General features: G+C 68.0%; 21 protein-coding genes and 1 tRNA gene. 9 read left to right on the top strand and 13 right to left on the bottom strand.

The annotated features are described in order from the left end of the window. Positions 1 to 7: 7 nt before the first annotated feature. From neuC to BVH73_RS02670, 4 genes are all read right to left on the bottom strand, one after another. Positions 8 to 1,339, bottom strand: coding sequence for a UDP-N-acetylglucosamine 2-epimerase (neuC, locus tag BVH73_RS02685; RefSeq protein ID WP_245800393.1), 1,332 nt, complete (start codon positions 1,337 to 1,339; stop codon positions 8 to 10). A gap of 98 nt (positions 1,340 to 1,437) precedes the next feature. After that, on the bottom strand, positions 1,438 to 1,674 hold the full coding sequence (locus BVH73_RS02680) for a GIY-YIG nuclease family protein (protein ID WP_079415854.1): 237 nt from the start codon (positions 1,672 to 1,674) through the stop codon (positions 1,438 to 1,440). A gap of 82 nt (positions 1,675 to 1,756) precedes the next feature. After that, positions 1,757 to 2,173 carry a type II toxin-antitoxin system VapC family toxin gene (locus tag BVH73_RS02675; protein ID WP_079415852.1) on the bottom strand — a complete coding sequence of 139 codons (417 nt, stop codon included), beginning with the start codon at positions 2,171 to 2,173 and terminating at the stop codon, positions 1,757 to 1,759. Between the two features lie 3 nt (positions 2,174 to 2,176). Then, positions 2,177 to 2,428 (bottom strand): type II toxin-antitoxin system Phd/YefM family antitoxin, encoded by a 252-nt coding sequence (locus tag BVH73_RS02670; RefSeq protein WP_079415850.1) that lies wholly within the window; start codon positions 2,426 to 2,428, stop codon positions 2,177 to 2,179. Positions 2,429 to 2,829: 401 nt separating this feature from the next. Between BVH73_RS02670 and BVH73_RS02665 the strand changes: the two genes are divergently transcribed. Then, a complete protein-coding gene (locus BVH73_RS02665; RefSeq protein ID WP_079415848.1) occupies positions 2,830 to 3,459 on the top strand; it encodes a nucleotidyltransferase domain-containing protein in 630 nt (209 codons plus the stop codon). Further along, positions 3,437 to 3,853, top strand: coding sequence for a hypothetical protein (locus BVH73_RS02660; protein ID WP_079415846.1), 417 nt, complete (start codon positions 3,437 to 3,439; stop codon positions 3,851 to 3,853). The genes BVH73_RS02665 and BVH73_RS02660 overlap by 23 nt, the downstream gene beginning before the upstream one ends. A gap of 43 nt (positions 3,854 to 3,896) precedes the next feature. On the opposite strand, the gene BVH73_RS02655 is transcribed toward BVH73_RS02660, so the two are convergent. Next, entirely contained in the window at positions 3,897 to 4,223 is a 327-nt protein-coding gene (locus BVH73_RS02655; protein WP_079415844.1) for a 3'-5' exonuclease, read from the bottom strand. Positions 4,224 to 4,341: 118 nt separating this feature from the next. Between BVH73_RS02655 and BVH73_RS02650 the strand changes: the two genes are divergently transcribed. Beyond that, positions 4,342 to 4,893: a helix-turn-helix domain-containing protein gene (locus BVH73_RS02650; protein WP_079415842.1), complete on the top strand. Its 552-nt coding sequence runs from the start codon at positions 4,342 to 4,344 to the stop codon at positions 4,891 to 4,893. Continuing rightward, the gene (locus BVH73_RS02645) at positions 4,886 to 5,596 is read left to right on the top strand and encodes a nucleotidyl transferase AbiEii/AbiGii toxin family protein (RefSeq protein WP_079415840.1); all 711 of its coding nucleotides are present in this window, start codon (positions 4,886 to 4,888) and stop codon (positions 5,594 to 5,596) included. The genes BVH73_RS02650 and BVH73_RS02645 overlap by 8 nt, the downstream gene beginning before the upstream one ends. Before the next feature lie 30 nt (positions 5,597 to 5,626). Here the strand turns inward: BVH73_RS02645 and BVH73_RS02640 are convergent, their stop codons facing one another. Next, complete coding sequence (locus tag BVH73_RS02640) at positions 5,627 to 7,531, bottom strand: 3'-5' exonuclease (RefSeq protein WP_179947957.1); 1,905 nt, start codon at positions 7,529 to 7,531, stop codon at positions 5,627 to 5,629. A 211-nt stretch (positions 7,532 to 7,742) separates the two neighbouring features. Here BVH73_RS02640 and BVH73_RS02635 point away from each other — a divergent pair, with 211 nt between their 5' ends. Further along, a complete protein-coding gene (locus BVH73_RS02635) occupies positions 7,743 to 8,051 on the top strand; it encodes a nucleotidyltransferase family protein (protein WP_079415838.1) in 309 nt (102 codons plus the stop codon). After that, complete coding sequence (locus tag BVH73_RS02630) at positions 8,041 to 8,388, top strand: HepT-like ribonuclease domain-containing protein (protein ID WP_079415836.1); 348 nt, start codon at positions 8,041 to 8,043, stop codon at positions 8,386 to 8,388. Before BVH73_RS02635 ends, BVH73_RS02630 begins: the two co-directional genes overlap by 11 nt. A 14-nt stretch (positions 8,389 to 8,402) precedes the next feature. Here BVH73_RS02630 and neuB read toward each other — a convergent pair whose 3' ends face one another. Genes neuB through BVH73_RS02595 form a run of 7 tightly spaced genes read right to left on the bottom strand, consistent with a single transcriptional unit; the run spans position 8,403 to position 16,303 of the window. Next, positions 8,403 to 9,449, bottom strand: coding sequence for an N-acetylneuraminate synthase (gene neuB / locus BVH73_RS02625; protein ID WP_079420257.1), 1,047 nt, complete (start codon positions 9,447 to 9,449; stop codon positions 8,403 to 8,405). 14 nt (positions 9,450 to 9,463) lie between these two features. Further along, on the bottom strand, positions 9,464 to 10,162 hold the full coding sequence (locus BVH73_RS02620) for an acylneuraminate cytidylyltransferase family protein (protein ID WP_079415834.1): 699 nt from the start codon (positions 10,160 to 10,162) through the stop codon (positions 9,464 to 9,466). 4 nt (positions 10,163 to 10,166) lie between these two features. Then, complete coding sequence (locus BVH73_RS02615) at positions 10,167 to 11,552, bottom strand: glycosyltransferase (RefSeq protein ID WP_245800392.1); 1,386 nt, start codon at positions 11,550 to 11,552, stop codon at positions 10,167 to 10,169. Beyond that, the gene (gene asnB, locus BVH73_RS02610) at positions 11,549 to 13,366 is read right to left on the bottom strand and encodes an asparagine synthase (glutamine-hydrolyzing) (RefSeq protein ID WP_079415832.1); all 1,818 of its coding nucleotides are present in this window, start codon (positions 13,364 to 13,366) and stop codon (positions 11,549 to 11,551) included. The genes BVH73_RS02615 and asnB overlap by 4 nt, the downstream gene beginning before the upstream one ends. A gap of 28 nt (positions 13,367 to 13,394) precedes the next feature. Continuing rightward, entirely contained in the window at positions 13,395 to 13,952 is a 558-nt protein-coding gene (locus tag BVH73_RS02605; protein ID WP_079415830.1) for a sugar transferase, read from the bottom strand. A 6-nt stretch (positions 13,953 to 13,958) separates the two neighbouring features. Then, positions 13,959 to 14,792: an aldolase/citrate lyase family protein gene (locus BVH73_RS02600; protein WP_079415828.1), complete on the bottom strand. Its 834-nt coding sequence runs from the start codon at positions 14,790 to 14,792 to the stop codon at positions 13,959 to 13,961. A gap of 26 nt (positions 14,793 to 14,818) precedes the next feature. Continuing rightward, positions 14,819 to 16,303, bottom strand: coding sequence for a lipid II flippase MurJ (locus BVH73_RS02595; protein WP_079415826.1), 1,485 nt, complete (start codon positions 16,301 to 16,303; stop codon positions 14,819 to 14,821). A gap of 97 nt (positions 16,304 to 16,400) precedes the next feature. Between BVH73_RS02595 and BVH73_RS02590 the strand changes: the two genes are divergently transcribed. From BVH73_RS02590 to recB, 3 genes are all read left to right on the top strand, one after another. Further along, a tRNA-Arg gene (locus BVH73_RS02590) sits at positions 16,401 to 16,478 on the top strand. A gap of 132 nt (positions 16,479 to 16,610) precedes the next feature. Then, a complete protein-coding gene (gene recC, locus BVH73_RS02585) occupies positions 16,611 to 20,063 on the top strand; it encodes an exodeoxyribonuclease V subunit gamma (protein ID WP_079420253.1) in 3,453 nt (1,150 codons plus the stop codon). Next, entirely contained in the window at positions 20,060 to 23,659 is a 3,600-nt protein-coding gene (gene recB / locus BVH73_RS02580) for an exodeoxyribonuclease V subunit beta (protein WP_079415824.1), read from the top strand. The genes recC and recB overlap by 4 nt, the downstream gene beginning before the upstream one ends. Positions 23,660 to 23,696: the final 37 nt, after the last annotated feature.

Raw genomic sequence — 23,696 nt, 5'->3', positions numbered from 1 at the left:
GAAGGGTTCAGTAGCGATTGATCTTGTGCAGCAGGTCGGTAGAAGGTGGACGGCCCCCTGACGCGCTTTGCGCGTCCCCCCCCGAGAGGGTGTCCATTTCTTCGGAGCGGCCGTGCGGAACGGACAAGGGCAGCGTGGCCAGCAGATGCGCGATGCGCGCGGCGCTCTGGCCGTCGCCATAGACGTTTTGCTCCGGATGTGGCCAGGGCCCCAGCGCCAGCGCCTGCCGCACGGCCGCCTCGATGGCCTCGGCCTGCGGCGGCACGTCCACCGTGTTGGCGTTGCGCTCGCGCAGGTTCTGGCGGCTGCCCACGTTGACCACCCGCGTGCCCAGACTGGCCGCCTCGATGATGCCCGACGACGAATTGCCCGCCAGTACCGCGGCGTGGCGCAGCGCGGCAAGATAGTCGGCCCGCGGCAGATGGGTGATGCGGTGAAACCCCGGCCACCGCTGCGCCCGCAGCAAGGCCTCGATGTGGCCCGAACCCGCGTCGGCATTAGGCGCCAGCCACACCACGCTGAAGGCCGAGCCCGCTCCCGCGGCCCGCAGCCCGTCGAGCAGCGCCTGGGTCTGCGCGGCGGCGTCGTCGGCCTCCTGCACCACGGGGTGAAACAGCACGAGGGCGTAGGGGCGCTCCGCAAGACTCCCCCTCCCGGCCTCCCCCACGGGTGGTGGAGGAGCAACATCGTTGCCCCCTCCCCACACGTGGGGAGGGGTGGGGAGGGGAGCCTGCCGCGCCAGCGCCGCCTGCAAAGCCCGCAGCGCCGCCTCTCGCGGAAACTGCCGCACAGCCGACAGATCATCCAGCCCCGGCGCGCCCACCACATGCACCCGATGCGGGTCTTCGCCCATCGCGATGAGCCGCTCGCGCGATTGCGTCGTGGCGCAGAAATGCAGCGCGGCCAGCTTGCTGATGGCGTGGCGCACCGGCTCGTCCACCGTGCCCGAGCGCTCGCCGCCGTGCAGGTGGATGCTTGGCACGCCCAGGTGCAGCGCCGCAATGGCACCGGCCAGCATCTCGCCGCGGTCGCCCAGCAGCAGCAGCGCGTCAGGCCGCTCGGCCTGCAGCACCGGCACCAGCCCGGCCAGCGTCTGGCTGATCGCCCGCGTCATGCCCGCGCCATCGCGCGCGCCCACGTCGCTGGGAATACGCGCCGCGATGCGCAGCCCACTGGCCGCGATATCGTCCACCGTGTGGCCGTAGTCGGGGTGCAGATGCATGCCCGTGACCGCCACCGCCACCTCCAGCCCCGGATGCGCAGCGGCCGCGTGCAAGGTCTGGCGCATCAGCCCGAAGTCGGCACGGGTGCCTGAGAGATAGAGAATGCGGCGGGGCATGAATGACAAGTTGGCGGTACTACCCAGATGATGAATTTGATTCGAACTGGGGGGCATTCGATGCGTGGAGATATTGACCGGTGACGTCTGACAACGGGTCAGTCCACGCGGGCGATATGTTTCATTCCCGTTTGAGAACGATCTAGCTTGCCTTCGCGCATGAGGATGCCGATCAGGCTATAGGACAAATAATCCTTCGAACCTCCGCCGTAATCAGGTTTGACAAGATGGTCAAAGGAGCGCGTCCCCGTTCCTTTGCCAATGTAGAACGGCAAGGCTGGCGACACTCGTGGGTCTTTGAGAGCGTAGACGTAGAAGGACGTATCGCTGGGCATGGTTGTTCAAGAACAAGAGAGGGACTGGGGGCGTGGCGAAGACGTTGGCGCGAGTCAGAATTGAAATAATCGCCAGGCCAGATCACTTGGCGGCCCAAGGGTCGATGACCGCTAGCCCTGAAAACTGAAAGTCACGCACATTGCGAGTCACGAGGGTCAGATCATGGGTCAGGGCGGTAGCGGCAAGCAGGCTGTCGATGGCGGGAAGAGGGCGCCCGCCTTGTGACAGCAATTTTCCCCAGCGTTCGGCGACCTTCAGATCGACCGGGAGCAGCCGGTTTGCGAAGAACGCAGGCAATTCAACATCCAGCCAGTCGAGCAGTTGTTGTTTGCGCAGGCCAGCGGTCATCGCCTCGATGCCTTTGCGCAATTCGCCCACGGTCAGGACAGACAGATACAAGGCTGTGGTCGGGCGCGCTTCCATCCACTGCACAACCGCTGGTGCCGGTTCGCGACGTCGCAGTTCGGACAGGACGTTGGTATCGACGAGGTAGCTCACAGGTTACAGGGGGTTTTCCCGCGTGAGGCTGGTGTCACGCGGGAAATCGAGATCCTCTGCATTCGCCAACGGCGAGCGGCGTATAAAGGAAGCCAGTGACTCACCGGTACCGGCCAAACGATCATACTCGGCGCGCGACAGCACGACGGCCACCGACCTGCCATGTACCGTGATTTCCTGCGGGCCGTCGCGCTCGGCCTCTTTGACCACCTCGGAAAGGCGCGATTTAGCTTCTTGCATTTGCCAGATGTGCATGGAGACTCCCAGGTCTGACTAGATTAGTCAGATTGTAGTGCGAATGCGTGAGGCAACTTCCCACTGCCAGTCGCTCCAACCACCAACCGCTGCGTCGCCCGCGTAGTCCCCACATGAAACAGTAGCGCTTCCTCGCGCTTGTCTTCGCCCTCTGAGTGCATCTGGCCCACGCCCACCAGGGCTACTACAGGGAATTCCAGGCCATGCTGGCGTGCGGCCGAACACGCTGGATGAGTTCGGGCGCACCCGGTGTGGCAGGTTGTGTTTGCGCAGGAATTCGGCGCACATGTCCCACGTTGTAGTGGCCGCGTCCTTCGTGGTGGACGGCATGAGGGGTCTTGCTCGCGACCGGGTGGCAGAACCCCCTCATAGAACCCGTTTTGGGTATTATGAAACCCAATATGGGTAAAAAAAAGACGCCAACCTCATCGTCCGCAGCCGACGCGCTTTTCCCCAAGGTGCGCCAGCGCGTGCTGGCCGTGCTGTTCGGCACGCCGGACCGCAGCTTCTACACGAACGAGGTGATTGGCCTGGCGCAGTCGGGCGCGGGTGCGGTGCAGCGTGAGCTGGCCGATCTGGCCGCAGCGGGTTTGCTCACCGTGCGTAAGCAGGGCAACCAGAAGCACTTTCAGGCCAATGCGGCGTCGCCCGTCTTTACCGAGTTGCGCGGGCTGGTGCTCAAGACGATGGGGCTGGCCGATGTGCTGCGCTCTGCGCTGGCGCCGCTGGCGCCGCAGATTGAGCGGGCCTTTGTGTTCGGCTCCATGGCCAGACAGGAAGACACTGCTGCGAGCGACGTGGACTTGCTGGTGGTGAGCGACACGCTGGGCTATGGCGAGGTGTTAGGTGCGCTGGAGGATGCGAGCCAGGCGATGGGCCGCCCGATCAACCCGGCGATCTACACCGCCGCTGATTTCCGCGCGCGGCTGCAGGGCGACAATGCGTTCATCAACCGTGTGATGCAACAGCCCAAGATTTGGCTGATCGGCCAGGAGGAATCGCCGCAGCATGAGCCCGCCCCGCCCGCTTGAAAACCTGAGCCGCCCTGGCGGCTCTCTCAAACCGGAACCGCCCGACGCGGCCGAGATCGCAGGTTTACTGCGCACCGGTCGGGCTCGCCTGCTGGATGCGGGCAACACCACGTTGGCGCTGGAAAGCCGCTTCGACCTGGCCTACAACGCGGCGCATGCACTGTGCCTGGCCGCGCTGCGCGCCAAGGGCTACCGCGCCGCCAACCGCTACATCGTCTTTCAGGTGCTGCCGCACACGCTGGGACTGGGGCCCGAGGTGTGGCGGGTGCTGGACCTGTGCCACAACAAGCGCAACCTGGGTGAGTACGAGGGCTTGCTGGAGGTGGACGAGCGGCTTGTGAAGGATCTGATAACGGCCACGCAGAAGGTGGCCGACGCGCTCAGCGCAGTGTGACCCCGAAACTGGCTGGGCATCAGGGGCAGCTCTCGCCTGTGGCCTACAGGCGCGCAGCGAACTTCCCGCCGCCGCTCACACCAATCACCAGCCGCTGCGTCGCACGCGTGGCCCCCACGTAAAACTGCCGCGCTTCCTCGCGCTCGTCTTCGCCCTCGGCGGGCATGCGCCCGGCGCCGACCAGCGCCACCACCGGGAACTCCAGCCCTTTGCTGACGTGCAGCGTCATCACCTTGATGCTGTCGTGCGCGGGGTCGAACACGCTGGGCGAGTTCCGGCGCAGCTGGTGCGACAGCTTGCGTTTGCACAGCTTCAAGCCCAATTCGCGGCGCACATGTCCCTCGCTGTGGTGGCGGCAGACGGTGGCCATGTCGGCCCAGGCGTGGCCTTCGCGCTGGCAGCGCTCGTGCTTGAGGGCTCATGTAGGCGAGACAACAAATGCTTCTCATGCTTGACAATATCGCCAAATTGAACAGAATGGGAAACATATGCCTGCCAAACCACCCCTTCCGACCGCCCAAAGCACCGCCCTGCTGCAGGCTTTGGGCACGCAGCTTCGCGCGCGCCGCAAGGCCTTGCGGGTGAGTAGCACAGCGGCAGCGGAGGCTGCAGGAATGTCGCGGGTAACGCTGCATCGCATCGAAAAGGGAGAGCCTTCAGTGGCGGCCGGCGCCTGGGCCAACGCCATGGCGGCGCTGGGACTGTCGCTGGTGGCGCTGAACGCCGAAGACGCCCAAGCCACGCGCCCCGAAGATGTCAATGGGCCGAATCTGGCCAGCTGGATACCCGTGCGTGTGCGCCTGGCGGACTACCCGCAGCTCAAGGCACTGGCCTGGCAGGTGCACGGCACCGAAGCGCTCACGCCCGTCGAGGCGCTTGGCATTTACGAGCGCAACGCGCGCCATCTGGATACGGCGGCCATGTCGCCCGCCGAGCAGGCGCTGCTTCTGGCCTTGCAAACGGGTCTGGGTACCGGTATAGGACATGGCCTGGGCCAGGGATTGGGGGATGCGGCGGCAGTGGGGTCGCCCGATGTTTGAACGACCACACCACCAACGCATTGCGCATGTGCTGGCCGCGCTGGACGGCGATGCGTTGCGCCTGCACAGCTGCCTGTTCGGCGGGGGTACCTGTATCGCCTTGCGCTACGGCGAGTATCGCGAGTCGGTGGACATCGACTTTCTGGTGTCTGACGCTGCGGGCTACCGGGAACTGCGCCAGTTGCTCACGGGGCCAACCGGGCTCAACGCGGTGGTGCGGCCCGGAGCGCAGCGACTGACCATGCTGCGCGAGGTGCGTGCCGATCAGTATGGCGTGCGAACGGTGGTGCAGATGGACGGCCAGGCGATCAAGTTTGAAATCGTCCGAGAGGCCCGGATCGAACTGGAAGCGCCTGGCCCTGGAGATGTGGTGTGCGGCATCGGCACGCTGACGCGGCTCGACCTGGCGACGTGCAAACTGCTGGCCAACTCAGACCGTCAGGCGGACGATGGCGTGTTCAGCCGCGATGTGATCGATCTGGCGATGATGGAGCTGCGCCTGCCCTTGTTGCGAGCGGCACTGACCAAGGCCACACAAGCCTATGGACCTGCCGTGGCGCGCGACCTGGCCAAGGCGATTGACCGCCTGCAGGAGCGCCAGGGCTGGCTGGATCGGTGCATGCAGGCCATGGCCATGACGATGCCGAAGGCTGTGCTCTGGCAAAAGGTTCGTGCCCTGCGCAGGGTGTTGAAGACCGGCTGAGGTGCGGCCCGTTCAGGCCTGGCCTTTTGCCTACAGGCGCGCAGCGAACTTCCCGTTGCCACTGGCCCCAATCACCAACCGCTGCGTCGCCCGCGTGGCCCCCACATAGAACAGCCGCGCTTCCTCGCGCTCGTCTTCGCCCTCGGCGGGCATGCGCCCGGCGCCCACCAGTGCCACTACCGGGAACTCCAGCCCTTTGCTGGCGTGCAGCGTTATCACCTTGATGCTGTCATGCGCGGGGTTGAACTCGCCTGAGTGTTTGCGCACCTGGTGCGGCAGCTTGCGTTTGCGCAGGAATTCGGCACACAGGTCCATTTCGCTGTGGTGGCGGCAGAGGATGGCCATGTCGGCCCAAGCGTGGCCTTCGCGGTGGGCGGTGGCCAGCAGCTCGGCCACCTGGGCCACCTCTTCGCGCAGGGTGGGCAGGCGGATGATGAGCGGCGCCTCGCCGTCGCGCCCGCAGCTCACGGGCTTGAGCAGGGGCACGCCGTCGTCGTCCTGGGCTTCGGCGGTCAGTAGACGATCCGGCGCCGGGCCGCCCCAAGCCGGATCAGCCCCCTTGGGGGGCAGCGACCCGCGCAGCGGCGGAGCGTGGGGGTACACATGTTCAGCCGCGACGAGGCTGGCGGTTTGCAGGATCTGCCGCGTGTTGCGGTAGTTGATCTTGAGGATGGTGGTGCGCCCCTGCGCCTGGATGCCTACGCTCTTGAAGCTGAAGTTTTTGCTCTTCAGCGTGCGTTCGTAGATGCTTTGTGCGTCATCAAACAGCACGAGCAGGCTGTTGGTGGCGGGGTTCACCATCTGCACCACCAGGCGCAGCCATTCGGGCGCGAAGTCGTGGCCTTCGTCGATGAGCACGGCCTGGTATTGCCCGCTGGGGATCTGGCGGCGGTCCACGCCGGTGATGACGCGCTGGACCATGTCGGCCATCTTGTCGGTGACGGACTGGTTGTTGTCGGGCAGGTCTTGCCCGTAGGCCACCAATTGCTGACGACACCATTTGTGGAAGTGCACGGCGTGCACGCGGTCGGCAATGCCTTTGGCGGCCATCACGCGGGCGAGCTGCCGGGCCAGCGGTTCGTTGAAGCAGAGGATGAGGATGGGTTTGCTGGCCGCCGTCTGCGCCTTGGCCAGGTGTTCGGCGCGGTAGCCCAGCAGCATGGTCTTGCCCGACCCGGCCACGCCGTGGATGACGCGGTGCCCGTCGCCCAGGCTGCGGGCCAGCTGCTCCTGCTGCAGGTCCATCACGCGCATGATGCTGGGCAGTTCGGCGGCTTCGTCGGTGTCGTCAAACAGCTGGTCCTGCACCTGCACGCGCACTTCGGGGAACATGATCCAGCGCACCCGGTCCATCTGCGGCAGCGACATGACGCCGCCCATCATGAAGGGGAACATGTCCCACAGCCGGCTTTGCAGTGCCTCGGGCTCCACCGCCTCAATCATCTCGTCCTGGCAGATGACGCGGTGCGGTTCGATGGCGTGGGCGAGTTCGGCTTTGTCGAACTGCGCGCGGGTGATGTTGGGCAGCACCACGCCGTAGCTCCACGGAAAAGCCAGCTTGCCCTGGTGCCGGCCTTCGGGCTGCACCAGCTGCGGGTCGCGCTCCAGCGCGTGGACCACCTGGTGCGCGTACTGCCGGGCCTGCTCCAGCGGGTTAGGAATGGTCTTGGGGCCGAGCTCGCCGTGGATGTCCCAGGTCTGCTTGTTGGCCTGGATGAGGGTGGAGAGCCGGAAGTCCTTGACCTCCAGGATCAGGATGCCCCGGCGCGGGTGCATGACGACAAAGTCCGGGTGCTGGTGCCGGGGGCCGACGGCCACGTCGTACCAGAGCAGGTAGTCGGCGTCGAGCTTCTGTTCAAGCCGCTCGGCGGTGCGGCGCTCGCCGGGCGTCATGCGCGAAACGCAGGAGCCCAGCGCAGGAATCAGGGTGGCCATGTTGTCTCTTGTCTGTATCGTTGCCTGGGGTGAATGATGCCGCAATTTCGGCGGAATGCCGAAAATTTCGCGTCTCCAGCGATGCATCGTGACAAGGATGTTTGAAGTCTTGGGGCGCGGCCTTGATCGTTACAACCGGCTTCTGGCCATTGAGGCACTATGGAGCGTCAGTAGTGATGTGTGAGCCTGCGTCATCTGTAAACTCCAATGCATGCACCCTGCCATCGCACAACACCGCGCTGCCATTGCGGCGATTTGCCAGCGCTACGGCATACGCCGCCTGGAGGTGTTCGGCTCGGCCGCGCGAGGGGATGACTTCGTGCCCGCAAGCAGCGATGCGGATTTTCTCGTGGAGTTTGCTGCGGGTGCTGCGCCTGATCTGCACAGTTTCTACGGCGCAAAGGCCGAACTGGAGCAGTTGCTAGGCAGGGGCGTCGATCTGGTGGAGCCTGGCGCGGTGCGTAACCCGTACGTGCTCGCCAGCATCAACCGCCATCGTGAGCCCGTGTATGCAGCGTGATCCGCGAGCTTATCTTTGGGATGCGCGCGAGGCAGCGCAGGCGATCCTGGCTTTTACCGCAGACATGGACGCCAAGGCCTATGTGACCAACGAGTTGGTGCAGGCTGCAGTCGAGCGTAAGTTTGAGGTGATCGGCGAAGCGCTCAATCAACTGTCCAAATGGGATGCAGCCAAGGCTGCACGCATTCAGGACTTGCCGCAGGTTGTTGCCTTTCGCAACCAACTGATCCATGGCTACGCCACGATCAACCCGCTCACGGTTTGGAACATCGTGCAGAACGCTTTGCAGGGTTTGCTCGCGACCGTGCAGACGTTGCTGGATGAGCTGGATTCCTGAAGTCTGCAACCGTTTCAGGCGCTGCCTCCACCCTGGAGGTTTTCCCACTGCAACACGGTGCCCGCTGGGGTGTCTATGAGCAGGCGTTGGCCGATGACGGTGTCGAAGTCGGCGGCGGGAATGCCGCTGGCGGGGCGGCGCAGTTGCAGGTGTTCGCGCCGCAGCACGGTGCCAGCGGGCAGGGCGGTGGCCAGCACCACGCTGCGGCGGGCCACGGCGCGCACGTCGATCTCGTCGGGCCGCGGGGCCTTGATGCCGTCGCCCAGCATGGCTTCGATGCGGCGGATGTCGCGCGCCAGGGCGGCGAATTCGGCGGGTTCGCTGGAGGCGCGGTGGTCGGGGCCGGGCAGGTTGCGGTCGAGGGTGATGTGCTTCTCGATCACGCAGGCCCCCAGGGCCACGGCAGCGAGCGCGGCGGCGTTGCCCAGGCTGTGGTCGGAATAGCCGGTGGGCAGGCCGGTCTCGGTGCGCAGGGTGGCGATGGCGCGCAGGTTGAGCGCATCGTCGGGCGCGGGGTAGGCGGAGGTGCACTGCAGCAGGGTGAGGGCAGGCACTTGACCTTCTCGCTGGGCCCACGCCGACTGCACCCAGCCGACGGCCTGCTTGACTTCGGCCAGGGTGGCCATGCCAGTGGAAAGAATGAGCGGCAATCCGGTGGCGGCGGCCTTGGTCAGCAAGGGGCGGTTGACGATTTCGCCGGACGAGAGCTTGAGCCGCCGCACGCCCAGGCTCACCAGCAGGTCCACCGCGTCTTCCGAGAACGGGGTGGACATGAATTCGATGCCGGCCCGCGCGCAATGGGCGGCCACGATCTGGTGCTGCTCGGCGCTGAGTTCGAGCTTGCGCAGCATGGCGAACTGGTCGGTCTCGCCGGTGGCGCCCTGCTGGTAGGCGGCGGTGGCGGTGCCGGGCAGGGCGAGGTCTTCGGCGCGGAAGGTCTGGAACTTGACCGCGTCGGCCCCGGCGGCGCGGGCGGCGTCGACCAGTTGCAGAGCCAGGTCGAGCTGGCCGTTGTGGTTGACGCCGGCTTCGGCAATGAGAAAGACGCGGTTGCTGGGCATGATGAGGTCTGCGTTCAGGTGGGCTGCCGATTGTGGCGCCATTCGGCGAGGGCGAAGTCGTCGGCGGTGTCGATGTCCACCGAGCGTTGCGGGGGCATGGCGTAAGCCGCCACGGGCACGCTCCACAGACCGTGCTGCGCGGCGTGGGCCAGGGCTTCGCGACGCCAGACGTAGATCGAGCCATTGAGCGCCCAGACTTGGGGTGCGCTCTGGCGGGCGGTCAGGCCGCCGCCCTTGCTGATGCTGACGCTGCCGTCGGGCTGCGCTTCGACAAGGTTGAAATAGGGGTTGAAGCCGCTGTCGAACACGCTGAGCACCAGCCCCGGCGCGTCGGCGGCGTCGGCGCGGGCGAGGCAGCCGTCGAGGTCTTCGGGTGCGCGCAGCGGCGAGGTGGGTTGCAGATCGACGATGCGGGTGACGATGCTTCGCTGCGCTTCGAGATAGGCCACGAGGTGTTCGATGACCGGGAGCTTGGGCGTGTCGTCGCGCGCCAGCTCGGTCGGCCGCAGATAGGGCACGACGGCGCCCGCCTCGCGGGCGATGCGGGCGATCTCCGCGTCGTCGGTGGAGACATAGACGGCGCTGATGGCAGGGTGCTGCAGCGCGAAGCGGATGCTGTGCACGATGAGCGGCAGGCCGGCGAAGGGCCGGATGTTCTTGCCCGGCAGGCCTTTGCTGCCGCCTCGGGCGCAGATCGTGGCGATGGTGGTCATGGGTTCAGCGCAGGGGAAGGGGGATCGGGCGCGAGTGGGCTGCGAGCAAGGCCAGGGCCTGCTCGCTCACCCGGTCTGCGGCAGTGTCGGGCGGCCCGGCGGTGGTGTCGGCACTGGCCGCGACGTGATCGGGCTCGGGTTGCGCGAGCAGGGCGGCCAGCGTCTGTGGCAGATCGCTTAGATAACACGCGGCATCGGCCACGCCCAGCGTGAGATAAGGCATGGCGGGCGCGGCGATGGAGTCGAGCAGTTGCAGCACGCGCCGGCCCGCCAGATGGGCTTCGAGGGCGACGGTGGAGGTGCCGGTGATGACGGCGTCCACCGCGTGCAGCAGCGGGTGCAGCGGCTCGGACGCAGCCGAGAGTCGAAGCTGCAGGTCTTCGGGCAGTCTGGGCTCGGCCTGCGAAGGATGCGGCCGCACGATGAGCGTCCAGTCGGGATGCTCGCGCACGCTGTCGAGGCAGGCCTGCAGCGCACGCTCGGGCAGATGCGGGTCGCCCTGGCGACCGGGCGAGGCCGGGTGCGTGACGGGCTCGGGCTGCAGCGCCAGGAGGATGAGGCGCCCAGGTGGCGGCGCGTTCAAAGAAGCACGCAACGCAAGACCAGCCGCGCGCGTCTGCGCCGCGCCCAGCGCATCGAAGGCCGGGTTGCCGGTGATGGCGATGCGCCCGGGCGGCCATCCGGCCCGGATGAGGTTGTCGCGCGCGGCTTCGGACAACACGCAGACCCGGCTGGGATGGCGGGCGCGGGCAGCGAAAGCATCGCCCGGCATGGCGAACAGATCGAGCAGCGCCAGGGTCGGGATGCCCGCTTCGGTGGCGGCGTCGACCGCGGCGTACTCGCTGCGCGGCGAGTTGGTGGCCAGCACCAGATCGGGCCGAAGGTGAGCGACGATGCGGCGGAAGAAGTGCAGCGGATGAAAGCCCTGGCGGCCCCGTGCGTCGAGCAGGGCCTGCGCGGCCTCGGGGCCGAGTTGCTGCTGCAAGTCCCAGGCGTTGATGCCGAGATAGGCCACGGTCTCGGCCTCGGGAATGTCGGGGTGGGTGTTGCCTGGCTGCAGCTTGCGGCCCAGCGCCAGCGCCCGGGCCTGTTCCTCGGGCGAGAGCAGGTGCAGCAGGTCGGCATAGCCCAGCGGGGTTTCGCCGGCTACGCGCGCCGCGCGGGTCGCGGTGGTGAGGGCCAGCAGGGTGATGTCGAGATCGGGACGCCGATCGCGCAGCGCCCGCAGCACCGGCAGCATCATGGCGATGTGGCCGCCGCCATAGGCCACGGCGAGGATCTTGAAGGGCCCCGTGGTTTGGGCGTTGCCCAAACCGCCCCCCGAGGGGGGCAAGACAACTTGGGGCGGCCCTGCGTTGTCTTGCTCGCGCCGTCGGAATGCGGAGGTCATGTCGGGAGCAACGGTTCGAACTGCTGCGCCCATAGCTCCAGCGCGGCCAGCGCGCGCAGTTCGCGGGTGTGATTCGCCGCGCCCGAGACATGATCGTCGAACAGCTTGCGCACCGTGTCGGCCTCGAAGAGTTGGGCGCCGAGCGCGCCGGGTGCGAACAGCAGCCCGGCCAGCCAGGCCTTGCGCGGGCCGCGAAACCACTCGCCGATGGGGACGGTGAACATCTGCTTCTTGCGGTGCGCGAGGTCGGCGCCGATGAGCGGCTCGGCCGCGCGCTTGAACCAGTGTTTCTTGTCGCCGTCCTTCAGCTTGGTGTCGCCGGGCGCGCGGAAGGCGAACTCCATCATGCGCCAGTCGAGAAAGGGCGTGCGTGCCTCCAGTGACACCGCCATGCCCATGCGGTCGGGCTTGACGAGGTTGTTGCCGGGCAGCAGCAACATCATGTCGAGGTAGAGCATCTGGTTGACGCGGTCGAAGTGCGCCGCCTGCTCGAACCAGGGCGCGGCCACGTCGCGCACGCTGTTTACGTCGGCCAGCTTCTGGCGCAGCCAGGGCTGGAACAGCGCGGCCCGGGCCTGCTCGCCGAAGAGGCCGGTGTGCTCCACGTAGTGCCGCGCGAAGTCGGCCGCGGGCAGGTCGCGCAGCGCGGGGTCGGCCATGAAGCTGGCATATTTGTCGTAGCCGGCGAACAGCTCGTCGCCGCCGTCGCCGGTGAGCACGACTTTGACGCCATCGCCGCCGGGCTCTCCCACCGCGAGCCGCGAAACCTCGCGCGTGGGCATGAACGAGGCGTCGCCGTGCGGCTGGTCGCAGTGCCACAGCACGCTGCCCCAGTCGTCGAGCATGTCGGGCTGCACCACCCGCTCGCGGTGCGTGGCGCCGAAGCGCTGGGCGGCTTCGCGGGCGTAGGGCGATTCGTCGAAGCGCGGATCGGGAAAGCCGATGCAGAAGGTGCGGGCAGGCTCGCGCACATGCCGCGCCATGAGCGCCACCACGGTGCTGGAATCGACCCCGCCCGAGAGAAAGGCGCCGAAGGGCACGTCGGCGCGCAGCCGCAGGTTCACCGCGCCGTCGAGCAGGTCGAGGAAGGCGTCCTGCCAGGCGGTGAAGGTCTGCGGTGCGGGCGTTTGCTCGGCCAGGCTCCACCAGCGCCGGGTGTGGCTGCCGCTGCCCTCGACGGTGAGCACCGTGCCCGGCATGACGTGGCGGATGCCCTCGAACAGCGTGAACGGCGGCGGAACGTAGTTGTAGGCGAGGTAGTGCTGCAGCGCGGGCAGATCGAGCGTGGGCCGCCCCGGCAGCGCGGCGAGCACGGCCTTGATCTCGGAGCCGAACAGCACCTGCCTGCCGTCGTCGTGCACGAACAGCGGCTTGACGCCGATGCGGTCGCGCACGAGATGCAGCCGGGGATTTTCGGGATCGCGCCCATCCCAGATGGCGATGGCGAACATGCCGTTGAGCCGGGGCAGGAAGCCCAGCCCTTCGCGCTCATACAGTCGCAGCAAGACCTCGGTATCGCTGTGATCGGAGTTGAAGCGCACGCCCTGGCGCTGCGCCTCGGCGCGCAGCTCCACATGGTTGAAGATCTCGCCGTTCTGCACCAGCGCGATGCGTCCGTCGTCGCTGACGAAGGGCTGGTGTCCGCCGGCGATGTCGATGATGGAGAGCCTTCGGTTGCCGATGGCCACGCCGGGCGCGGTGAATACGCCGCTGTCGTCGGGGCCGCGGTGAATCAGGCTGGTGTCCATCGCGGCGAGGGCGTGCACGCTCAGGTTGCGACCGGCGCGGTCGAAAAATCCGTAAATTCCACACATGGTGAGATTGTCGCTTTGACGCCCGAAGTCAGTTTGAACTGCGGCGGAAGACTTGCACCACGGTCAGAGCGATGATGCGCAGATCGATCATCAGTCCGTGGTGTTGCGCGTAATCGAGATCGGCCTGCAGCCGCTGCTGCGGCGTGGCGCGCGAGCGGTAGAGGGCCTGGGCCAGCCCGGTGATGCCCGGCCGCACGCGGTGGCGCAGCGCCCATTGTTCGTCGGTGTAGTTGCTGCGCTGCGCCGGCACGTCGGGGCGGGGGCCGACCAGACTCATGTCGCCGCGCAGCACATTGAGGAGCTGCGGCAGTTCGTCCACGCTGCTGCGCCGCAGGAAGCGGCCGACGCGGGTGATGCGCGGATCGTTCTGCGCGGTGCTGTGCGAGCCGCGCTGCGCGGCGTCCACCACCATGCTGCGAAATTTGAACAGCCGGAAGGGCTGCGTGCCACGACCCACGCGCACCTGCGCGAACAGCACGGGGCGGCCGGAGTCCAGCCACACGGCCAGCGCCGCGGCGAGCATCACGGGCGAGAACAGCGACAGCGCCAGCAGCGCCAGCACGATGTCGAACAGACGTTTGGCCACGGAGTTTCAGCGGGCGGCGGTAACCGGCCCGAGACTCTGGCCGACGCGGGTGATCAGATCGATGGCCAGCAAGCGGTCGCTCTCGATCTCGGCGGGCTCGCGCTGCGCCAGCACCTGCGCGGCATGGCGCAGGCGCTCGATCTCCTCGGCGTAAATGGCCTGCCAGTCGGAATCGGGGGCTTCGATGCGCTCGCGGTTGAAGGTGCGCGACAGAATCACGCTGCCGGAACCCAGGCGCAGATGCTCGCCCAGCACCACGCGCCCGGGCAGCAGCCCTTCGTCCAGCCGGGCGATGCCGCCGAAGCCGAAGCGCTTGCCCTGCTGCTTCGCGATCGCCGCGACGCGATCGACCACGCCGTCGGCCAGCGGCTGGAACATGAAGCGCAGGCCCAGCTCGCGGTGCAGGTCGTTGAGGCCCACGTAGATTTCGTCCAGCCCGCTCAGCCCTGCCCAATGCGGCAGACTCTGCAGCGCATCGCGCGTTTCCAGCAGAGCGATGGTCCGGGCGCGGCCAGCCACCAGGGCGACGAACCGCGCCACCGTGTCGGCACTGCGGAACATCGGCAGCATGAGGTCGCTGGCGCCGTCGGCTAGGGCCTGGTCGATCTCCAGGGCGCTGGCGTCATGCAGGGGATTGATGCGCACGATCAGCGCGGCCTGCGGCACGGCCTGGCGAACGACGGCCACGTCCTGCGGCACATGATTGGAGATGAACGTGCCCAAACCGCCCTGGCGCTCCTGCTTGCCGTGCTGCTCCAGGTCGACCATGATCCGCGCCACGCCGCAGCTCACGGCAAAAGCGGCAAAGTCAGGATCGTTGGTGATTTGAATGAAGTCCATCGTGTGAAAAGCTCAGGAAACGCAGGTCAGGAAGCGCGGCGTAGCCGACGGGAAGTGTAGCGATCGCGCACCAGCCGCCCTAGCGGATCGAAGCGCAGCAACGCCCCCAGGCCAGCGGCAAACAGCACGGCCGCCGCGACCAGTGCCAGCGCCCAGGGCAGCGCCACGGCGTGCAGCGTTCCCCCTGCGGCCGCAAGGATCAGCAGCACGCCCAGCAGCACGGCGACGTTGCGCCACTGCGCATCGCCCTGGTGACGCGCCAGCCGCCACCACAGCACGGTCACCGCCACCGCCCAGGCGGCGCCATAGGCGGCCAGGCCGCGCCAGGACTGGGCCGGAAGCAGCGCACCGGCGGCTGCCAGCGCGACGAGTCCCGCGCCATAACCCAGCACCTGATCGGCGATGCGACGGTGGCTGTTGAGCCGCGTGGCCAGCACCAGTTGCGCGGCCTGCAGCGGCAACAGCAGCAAGATCCAGCGCATCGCCTCGGTCACCTGTTGCTGGGCCTCGGCGGTCATGCGGCCCCAGCCGAACAGCAGCCGGACGATGCCCGGCGCAGCCACCATGCCGGCCAGCGCGATGAGGGCCGAGAGCCACAGCATCGCCCGCAGCCACTGGCGCGTCTCCCACTGCGCACGGGCAGAGTCGCCCTGGCTTTCCGCAGCGCTGAGGCGGGCGAGCGCCAGCGCCGAGGCGACGGCGAAAACGGTATGCAGCGGCAGCTCGCCTACGCGCTGTGCGTACTGGAACACGCCGAGTTGCCCAGGCCCCGCATCCGACATCAGGGCGCGCGCCGCAAGGGTGTAGACCACCGTCAGCCCGGAGGCCGCAAGCGCCAGCACCAGCGCGCGCAGGCTGGCGGCGTCCGGCCAGGCCCGGCCCAATGCCGCAGCGGGCGCTGCTGCGCGGCTGGCCCTGCGCATCAGCACAAGCCGCGCCATGGCCGCCATCGCCACGCCGACCGCCACCCAGGCGAACTGGCCGGTGCGCGCCGCAACGATCAACCCGCCGATCAGTCCGAGGTTGAACACCACCTGCCCCGTGTACTGCCACTGCAACCGGCCCTGAGCCTGCAGCATGGCGTTGCCCACCATGGCCACCGCCCCGGCAGGCAGGGCGACCAGGGCGGACCACCCCAGCGTCTGCGCGGCCAGCGCCGCCTCGGGCGCATGCAGTCCGGGGGCGAGGAGATGCACGATCAGGTTCTGGCCCCACCACACGCCGATGCCCGCCAGGATGAAGAGCAGGGCGGCCAGCCGCGACCAGCGCGCGCCCTCGGCTGCGATATGGGCCGCGTCGCGCCCGGCCATGCGCGGCACCATCACCGCAGGAATGGCCGCTCCCCACAACAGACTCACCGCGAGGTCGGGAAAGGACAGCACGACCAGCGCCGCATCGGCGTGGCCGCTCAGACCGAACTGCGTGGCCACCACCACGTCCCGCACCAGCCCCAGCAGGCGGCTTGCGGCCAGAAGCAACAGGCTGATGGAGAAAATGCGCAACATCGACATGGACGGGCATTGTGCCTGCGCCACGGCGCCCGACCGAACGGAAACACGAGGGGGCTTTACGGGTCTGCAAAAGTGTGTCTATAATTTCGGTTCTTTAGCGCCCGTAGCTCAGTTGGATTAGAGTACTTGGCTACGAACCAAGGGGTCGTGGGTTCGAATCCTGCCGGGCGCACCAGTTAAAAGCCGAACGCCTGAACCAGTCATGGTTCAGGCGTTTTGTTTTTTGCGGCGCGGATTTGTGGCGACGTCAGGCCACAACAGCAGGCCACAATGGGGGCTGTCCGGTCTGCTCCTGTACGCTCACTCCATGACTGACGATATCCACCCGGGTTTGTTCATCTTGCAGGGCAACCGGCTGGAATGGCTGCGGGATCTGGTCTTGGAGATTCTGGCGCGGCAGCCGCTGGCTCCTCTGGAAGAAGAGATCGTCCTGGTGCAGAGCAATGGCGCTGCGGAGTGGCTGAAAATGGCGCTGGCCGCGCACGGTGGCGTCTGTGCTGCCACGCGGGTGGAACTGCCGGGCCGGTTTCTTTGGCGCACTTATCGGCAGGTGCTGGGGCGTGCGGCCACGCCTTCGCAGTCGCCGCTGGACAAGCCGCTGCTGACCTGGCGACTCATGCGCCTGCTGGGCGATTCGCCAGACGCGGCCGTCTGCGCACCGCTGCACCACTATCTGCAGGGCCAGGGCGCTTTGCGGCGGTTGCAGCTGGCGCAACGTCTGGCCGATCTCTACGACCAGTATCAGATCTACCGCGACGATTGGCTCGATGCCTGGGCACGGGGACAGGACGTGCTCATCGATGCCCGCGGCCAGACCACTCCGCTGGCCGATGATCAACGCTGGCAGCCCTGGCTGTGGCGTCGGATTCTTTCCGAGTTGAGCGCGGCGGAATGCGCGGGCACCCGCGCCAAGGTGCAGCGGGCCTTTGTGCAGGCGCTTGACGGCCCTGCCGAATCCGGATCGGACATGGCCGTGGGCAGGCTGCCGCGCCGCGTGGTGCTGTTCGGAGCCTCGCATCTGCCGGCCGTGGTGCTCGACGCGCTCGTGGCGCTGTCACGGCACGCGCAGGTGTTGATCGCGCTGCCCAATCCCTGCCGCTACCACTGGGCCGACATTATCGAAGGCCGTGAACTGCTGCGCGAGGCTCCCAGGCGCCGCCCCCTGCGCGCCGAAGACCTCGCCCGCGTGGGGCTGGAGGCTATGCATGTCCACGCCCACCCGCTGCTGGCCGCGTGGGGACGCCAGGGCCGCGATTTCATGCGCCAGCTCGACGTCTTCGACGACCGCGCCGCGGCGATGGACAGGCCCGGTCTGCCCCGGCACGATCAGTTCGACGACACGCCCGGCGACACCTTGCTCGAACAGGTGCAGGCCGCGATCCGCGACCTGCTTCCCCTGCCCGAGCATCCGCGCGAGGTCATCGCCACGGCGGATCGCTCGGTGGTCTTTCACATCGCGCACAGCGCCCAGCGCGAAGTCGAGATCCTGCACGATCAGCTGCTGCATCTCTTGGCGCAGCAGGACGGCAAGCCCCTGCAGCCGCGCGACATCGTGGTGATGACTCCCGACATCACGCCCTTCGCGCCCGCCATCCGCGCGGTGTTCGGCCAGTATCCGCCGGGCGACCCGCGCTTCATTCCCTTCGACATCGCCGACCTGTCGGCGCGCACCACCGATCCCTTCCTGGTCGCCATGGACTGGCTGCTGCGCTTGCCGCAGGAACGCATTCTGGCCTCCGACATCGCCACCCTGCTCGACGTGCCGGCCATCGCCCGGCGCTTCGGCCTGCAGCCGCAAGACCTGCCTCGCCTCACACAGTGGATGGCCGGTGCGGGCGTGCGCTGGGGGCTGGACGCGGAGCAGCGCGCCGATCTCGGTCTGGGCGCCTGCGGCGAGCAGAACACCTGGCGCTTCGGCCTGCGCCGCATGCTGCTGGGCTACGCCGGCGCGGGCGAGGACGGGTTTGCTGACGTCCAGCCCTACGACGAAATTGGCGGACTGGACGCCGCGCTGGTGGGGCCGCTGGCCGATCTGCTCGACGTGCTGCAAGGCTGGTGGCGCGCGGCCCGGCAGAGCGCCACGCCGCTGCAATGGGCGCAGCGCGGCCGCGATCTGCTCGAAGCCCTCAGCCAGCCGCAAGACCTGAGCGAGCGCGAGATCCGCGCCAGTCTCGATGACGCGCTGTCAGCCTGGGTCGATCATTGCGCGGCGGCCGAGTTTGACGAAGCGGTGCCGCTGGAGGTGCTGCGCGAGGGCTGGCTCGGCGGCCTGGACGATACCGCCGGCGGAGGCCGTTTCCTGGCCGGCGGCGTGACCTTCTGCACCCTGATGCCGCTGCGGTCGATTCCGTTCGAGGTCGTGGGCCTTCTGGGCATGAACGAAGGCGACTATCCACGCCAGAGCCCGCGCAGTGATTTCGACCTGTTGCATCAGCCGGGCCAGTATCGTCCCGGTGACCGTGCCCGCCGCGAGGACGATCGCTACCTCATGCTCGAAGCACTGCTCTCGGCCCGGCGCATGCTCTACGTGAGCTGGGCGGGACGCAGCCCGCGCGACAACACCGAGCAGCCGCCCTCCGTCCTGGTGGCGCAACTGCGCGACTACCTGGCCGCGGGCTGGCAGGGCGAGCAAGGGCAGGGCGAGCACGGCGACCTGCTCGCGCAGCGCACCACGGTGCACCCGCTGCAGCCATTCAGCCGCCGCTATTTCGAGGGGGATGCGCAACGGTTCACCTATGCGCGCGAGTGGCGGCAGGCGCATGCGGGCTTGGCCGCGACAGCACGGCAAGCGCCGACGTTCGAGCCATGGGCCGAGCCCTTGACGGTGCAGCAGCTCGCTCGTTTTCTGAAGAATCCGGTCAAGGCCTTCTTCCGGGCCCGGCTCGACGTGGTGTTCGATGACCTGCAGACGCAGGACGACGACGAAGTGTTCGCACTCGACGGGCTGGAGCGTTACGGTTTGCTCGGCCGCCTGATCGACGACCCGCAGGCGGCCGCGCGCCAGGGGCTGGATGTTGCCGTGGCGCAGCGGATGCGCCAAATGAAGGGCCGCGGGGAACTGCCCATGCGTGCCCTCGGCGAGCGTGTCGCGCAGGAGCTGGCGCGCGAGGCCTTGCCGCCATTGCGCAGTTGGCAGGACGTGGAGGCCAGCTATCCGCTGGCGGTGGACAAAGTCCCGCTGCGCATCGCGATGCAAAACTTGCAGATCGACGACTGGCTGGAAGGTCTGCGCGCCGATGGCCAAGCGCGCGTCTGGGTCGAGTTGAGCGCATCCCGGCTGATCGATGCCGACGGTCAGCCGCGGCCCGGGCCACTGGTCGAGGCCTGGGTGCGCCAGCTCATCGCGAGTGCCTGCGGCGAGCAGGTTCAGGGCGTGCTGATCGGGGTTGGGGCCCGGGTCCGCGTGCCGCCGCTCGAGCCGCCGCAGGCGCGCGAGCATTTGCATGCCTTGCTGTGCGCATGGCATGAGGGCATGAGCAGCCCCTTGCCTTTCGCTGCCCGCACCGCATTGGCCGACGTGAAGGGCGGCCATGGCCAGCAGACTTATGACGGCGGCTTCAAGACGGGCGGCGAGGTCGAGGAACCCTGTCTTGCCCGCGTGTATCCAGACTATGCCACGCTGCGCGCCGACGGGCGCTTCGATACCTACAAGGGTGCGCTGTTCCAGCCCTTGTTCGACTGGGCGCTGCAGGCCGAGGTGACGCTCCACGACAAGAAGGCGGACGCAGCCACGGACGCAGCCACGGGAGACGCCGCATGACCGCGCTGCTCGATCCCCTGAGTCTGCCGCTGCAGGGCAGCCGCCTCATCGAAGCCAGTGCCGGTACCGGCAAGACGTGGACCATCGCCGCGCTCTACCTGCGGCTGGTGCTGGGCCACGGCCGCGACGGGGCGGCGTTTCCCCGCGCGCTCATGCCCGAGCAGATTCTGGTGATGACCTTCACGCGCGCGGCCACGCGCGAGCTGGCCGACCGCATCCGCCGTCGCCTGGTGGAGGCCGCACGCTGCTTTCAGGGCGAGGCGCAGCCCGAGCCCGGCGACGTGTTTCTGCAGAGCCTGCTGGACGATCACGCGCCCGGCGCGCCGCGCGATGCGGCCGCCTGGCGGCTGACGATGGCGGCGCAGGCCATGGACGACGCCGCGGTGTTCACCCTCGACGCCTGGTGCCAGCGCATGCTGCGCGAACACGCTTTCGACAGCGGCCATGCGTTCGACGAAGACCTGCTCGCCGACGAAGACGCCCTCACCCAGCAGGCCGTGCGCGACTTCTGGCGGCAGCAGGTCTACCCGCTTTCGGGCGAGGCGCTCGGCGGCGTGCTGGCGCTGTGGCCCGATGTCGATGCGGTGATTGCCACGGTGAAGGCCGCCGCGAAGGTGCGGCAGCGCGCCATGCCGGAGGGCGCGCTGCTCCAGACGCCCGCAGACGCGTCGCTGCTGGCCCTCTGGCAGCGCGTGTCCTCCTTGCGCCTGGCGCAGGCCGGCGGGCTCAAGGCGCAGTGGAAGCCGCGCATTCTTGCGATGCGCGAATGGTTATGCGCCTTGCTGCAGCAGAAGAACAATCCGCTCAACGGCACGAAGTACCCCGCGGCCAAGGTCTGCGGCTGGTTCGACGCACTGCAAGCCTGGCTGGACGATGAGGCGCGGGTGCAGCCCGACCTCGACGATGCGGCCTGGGCCAAGCTCAGCACGGGCGCGCTGCATGCGGGCTGCAACAAGGGCAAGACTGTGGACGTGCCTGCCGCGTTCGACGACATAGGCGCGCTGCGCGACGCGCTGGCCGAACAGCCCGACCTCGACGCTGCCATGCTGGCTTACGCCGCCGCGCAGGTCGACGCGCGGATGCGCGCGCTCAAGGCCGCCTCCGGCCAGTTCAGTTTTCACGACCAGCTCGAACGCCTCGATGCCGCGCTGGCAGGGCTCCAGGGCGGGCGGCTGCGCGCGCGCATCCTGCAGCAATATCCCGTCGCACTCATCGACGAGTTTCAAGACACCTCGGCGCTGCAGTGCCGGCTGTTTGATCGCCTCTACGGACTGACGGTGCCGACCGCGCCCGAGAGCGCCGTGCTGCTCATCGGCGATCCCAAGCAGTCCATCTATGCGTTTCGCGGTGCCGACATCGACAGCTATCTGCGGGTGCGGCAGGCCACGCAGGGACGGCACGCGGCGCTGGCCACCAACCATCGATCGACCGAAGCGGTGGTGCGCAGCGTCAATCAGTTGTTCGGTCGGCGCGAGCAGGCCGAGGGAGAGGGCGCCTTTCTGTACCGGCGGCCGGGCGAGTCCGAAGACGCCAACCCGCTGCCCTTCATCGCGGTCGAGGCGAAGGGGCGTTCCGAGCGGCTCGTCTGCTCGGATGGCGCCGTGCCCGCGCTGACCTGTGCCGTGCACGCCGCAACCGAATCCAAGGGCGCAGCCCGCGAGCGGTTCTCCGCTCACGCCGCCGCGCGCATCGTGGCCTTGCTCGATGATGCGCGGGCGGGGTTTGAGCAGGCCGACGGCGGCTTCGCGCGGCTGCGCCCGTCCGACATCGCCGTGCTGGTGCGCGATGGCGACGAGGCGCAGGCGGTGCGCGGCGAGCTCAGACGCAGGGGCGTGGCCTCGGTCTACCTTTCCGACCGCGATTCGGTGTTCGCCTCCCAGGAGTCCGCCGATCTGCTGCGCTGGCTGCGGGCCGTGGCGGCCCCGCGCGACGGGCGGCTGGCGCGAGCGGCGTCGGCCACCCGCACTCTGGGCGCATCGCTGCGGGAACTGGCCGCGCTGGCCACCGACGACGCCGTATTCGAAGCTCGGCTGGAGCTGCTGGCCGAGCTGCACGGCATCTGGCAGCGCCAGGGCGTGTTGCCCATGCTGCGTCACACCCTGCACCGGCTCGATCTGCCCGCGCGCTGGTTGAGCGAGGCCGACGGCGAGCGCCGGTTGACCAATGTGCTGCATCTGGCCGAGCTGCTGCAGTCCGCCAGCAGCGCGCTCGACGGCGAGCAGGCGCTGATCCATTGGCTGCAGGTGCAGATGAGCGGCACGGTGAACGAGGAGCAGGTGGTGCGCCTGGAAAGCGAGGCCGATCTGGTGCGCGTGGTCACGATTCACAAATCCAAGGGGCTGGAATATCCGCTGGTGTTCCTGCCGTTTGCCACCGCGTTCAAGGAGTCGCGCGACGGCGCTGACGACCGCGACCGCCTGCGCGAAGACCTGCGGCTGCTTTACGTGGCGCTGACCCGCGCGCGGCATGCGTTGTGGGTGGGCCTCGGCGCGTTGAAAATCGGCAGAAGCCAGGCCTGCGTGCTGCATCGCAGTGCCATCGGCTATCTGCTCGGAGGGGAGGCGCCGTTCGAGGGCGCCGCGCTCGACGGTCTGCTGCGGGCGGCCTTTGCCCGCAACGATGCGGTGCAGATCGTCGATGCGGAGGCGCAGCCCGAGGCGCGGAGGCTGCAGCGTGCCGGCCGCGCCCCGGAGCTGATCGAACCCGCCGCCTATCACGCCCGGTTCGATCGCCACTGGGGCATAGGCAGTTTTTCGGCGCTGGTGCGCGATCTCACGCCGCGCTCGACCCAGCAGTCGTCCGTGCAACCCATGCTGCAGGACGAGCTGTGGACCACGGAGCCGGTTTCCCCGCTGGCGAGTCCGTCGTCCGCGGGGCGTCATCGTTTTCCGCGCGGCGCGCTGGTGGGCAAGTTCGTGCATGAACAACTGGCCTGGCTGGGCGACAACGGCTTTGACCTGCACTCGCCCGACATGCGACAGCGTCTGCTGCAGCGCTGCAGCGGGCAGGGATGGGGCGCCGAGCGTTCCCAGGATCTGCTGGACTGGCTCACCGACATCCTCGCCACGCGGCTGCCGCCACTGGAGGCGGCTTTGCCCGAGGTGGGCACCGTCCTGGCGGAGATGGAATTCTGGCTTCCGGTGGCGCGGGTGCGCGCCGCCGAGATCGATGCGCTGTGCCAGCGGCACATCCTGCCGGGCCGCGCCCGCCCCGCGCTGACCGAGCGCGTGCTGCACGGCATGGTGATGGGGTTTGCCGATCTGGTGTTTGCCCACGCCGGTCGCTACTGGGTGCTCGACTACAAGAGCAACGCCCTCGGCGTGGACGATGCCGACTACGCGCAGGACGCGCTGGAGACCGCCGTGCTCGATCATCGCTATGACGTTCAGGGTGCGCTCTACATGCTGGCCCTGCATCGTCTGCTGCGCGCCCGATTGCGGTCGGCCTACGATCCGGCGACCCAGCTCGGCGGCGCGCTCGTACTGTTTCTGCGCGGCATCGGTGGGCCGTCATCGGGCTGCTTGCATCTCCCACCCGATGAGGCTTTGCTCGAAGGGCTCGACGCGCTCCTGGCCTCCAGACTGGGGGCTGCGTGATGCTGCCCGCGCCGTTGCCACCGAAGCCCCCGAACCA

The organism is Thiomonas intermedia (assembly GCF_002028405.1).
Lineage (GTDB): Bacteria > Pseudomonadota > Gammaproteobacteria > Burkholderiales > Burkholderiaceae_C > Thiomonas > Thiomonas intermedia.
The sequence above is the reverse complement of the archived record's forward strand: the minus strand, read 5'-3'. Positions and strand labels throughout refer to the sequence as shown.

Coding starts and splice junctions, on each gene's coding strand:
- BVH73_RS02600 (WP_079415828.1), bottom strand. CDS start 14,792: ATGGACTTCATTCAAATCACCAACGATCCTGACTTTGCCGCTTTTGCC.
- BVH73_RS02665 (WP_079415848.1), top strand. CDS start 2,830: ATGGGTAAAAAAAAGACGCCAACCTCATCGTCCGCAGCCGACGCGCTT.
- BVH73_RS02640 (WP_179947957.1), bottom strand. CDS start 7,531: ATGGCCACCCTGATTCCTGCGCTGGGCTCCTGCGTTTCGCGCATGACG.
- BVH73_RS02615 (WP_245800392.1), bottom strand. CDS start 11,552: ATGACCTCCGCATTCCGACGGCGCGAGCAAGACAACGCAGGGCCGCCC.
- recB (WP_079415824.1), top strand. CDS start 20,060: ATGACCGCGCTGCTCGATCCCCTGAGTCTGCCGCTGCAGGGCAGCCGC.
- BVH73_RS02635 (WP_079415838.1), top strand. CDS start 7,743: ATGCACCCTGCCATCGCACAACACCGCGCTGCCATTGCGGCGATTTGC.
- neuB (WP_079420257.1), bottom strand. CDS start 9,449: ATGCCCAGCAACCGCGTCTTTCTCATTGCCGAAGCCGGCGTCAACCAC.
- BVH73_RS02680 (WP_079415854.1), bottom strand. CDS start 1,674: ATGCCCAGCGATACGTCCTTCTACGTCTACGCTCTCAAAGACCCACGA.
- recC (WP_079420253.1), top strand. CDS start 16,611: ATGACTGACGATATCCACCCGGGTTTGTTCATCTTGCAGGGCAACCGG.
- BVH73_RS02630 (WP_079415836.1), top strand. CDS start 8,041: ATGCAGCGTGATCCGCGAGCTTATCTTTGGGATGCGCGCGAGGCAGCG.
- asnB (WP_079415832.1), bottom strand. CDS start 13,366: ATGTGTGGAATTTACGGATTTTTCGACCGCGCCGGTCGCAACCTGAGC.
- BVH73_RS02660 (WP_079415846.1), top strand. CDS start 3,437: ATGAGCCCGCCCCGCCCGCTTGAAAACCTGAGCCGCCCTGGCGGCTCT.
- BVH73_RS02670 (WP_079415850.1), bottom strand. CDS start 2,428: ATGCACATCTGGCAAATGCAAGAAGCTAAATCGCGCCTTTCCGAGGTG.
- BVH73_RS02645 (WP_079415840.1), top strand. CDS start 4,886: ATGTTTGAACGACCACACCACCAACGCATTGCGCATGTGCTGGCCGCG.
- BVH73_RS02650 (WP_079415842.1), top strand. CDS start 4,342: ATGCCTGCCAAACCACCCCTTCCGACCGCCCAAAGCACCGCCCTGCTG.
- neuC (WP_245800393.1), bottom strand. CDS start 1,339: ATGCCCCGCCGCATTCTCTATCTCTCAGGCACCCGTGCCGACTTCGGG.
- BVH73_RS02595 (WP_079415826.1), bottom strand. CDS start 16,303: ATGTCGATGTTGCGCATTTTCTCCATCAGCCTGTTGCTTCTGGCCGCA.
- BVH73_RS02655 (WP_079415844.1), bottom strand. CDS start 4,223: ATGGCCACCGTCTGCCGCCACCACAGCGAGGGACATGTGCGCCGCGAA.
- BVH73_RS02620 (WP_079415834.1), bottom strand. CDS start 10,162: ATGACCACCATCGCCACGATCTGCGCCCGAGGCGGCAGCAAAGGCCTG.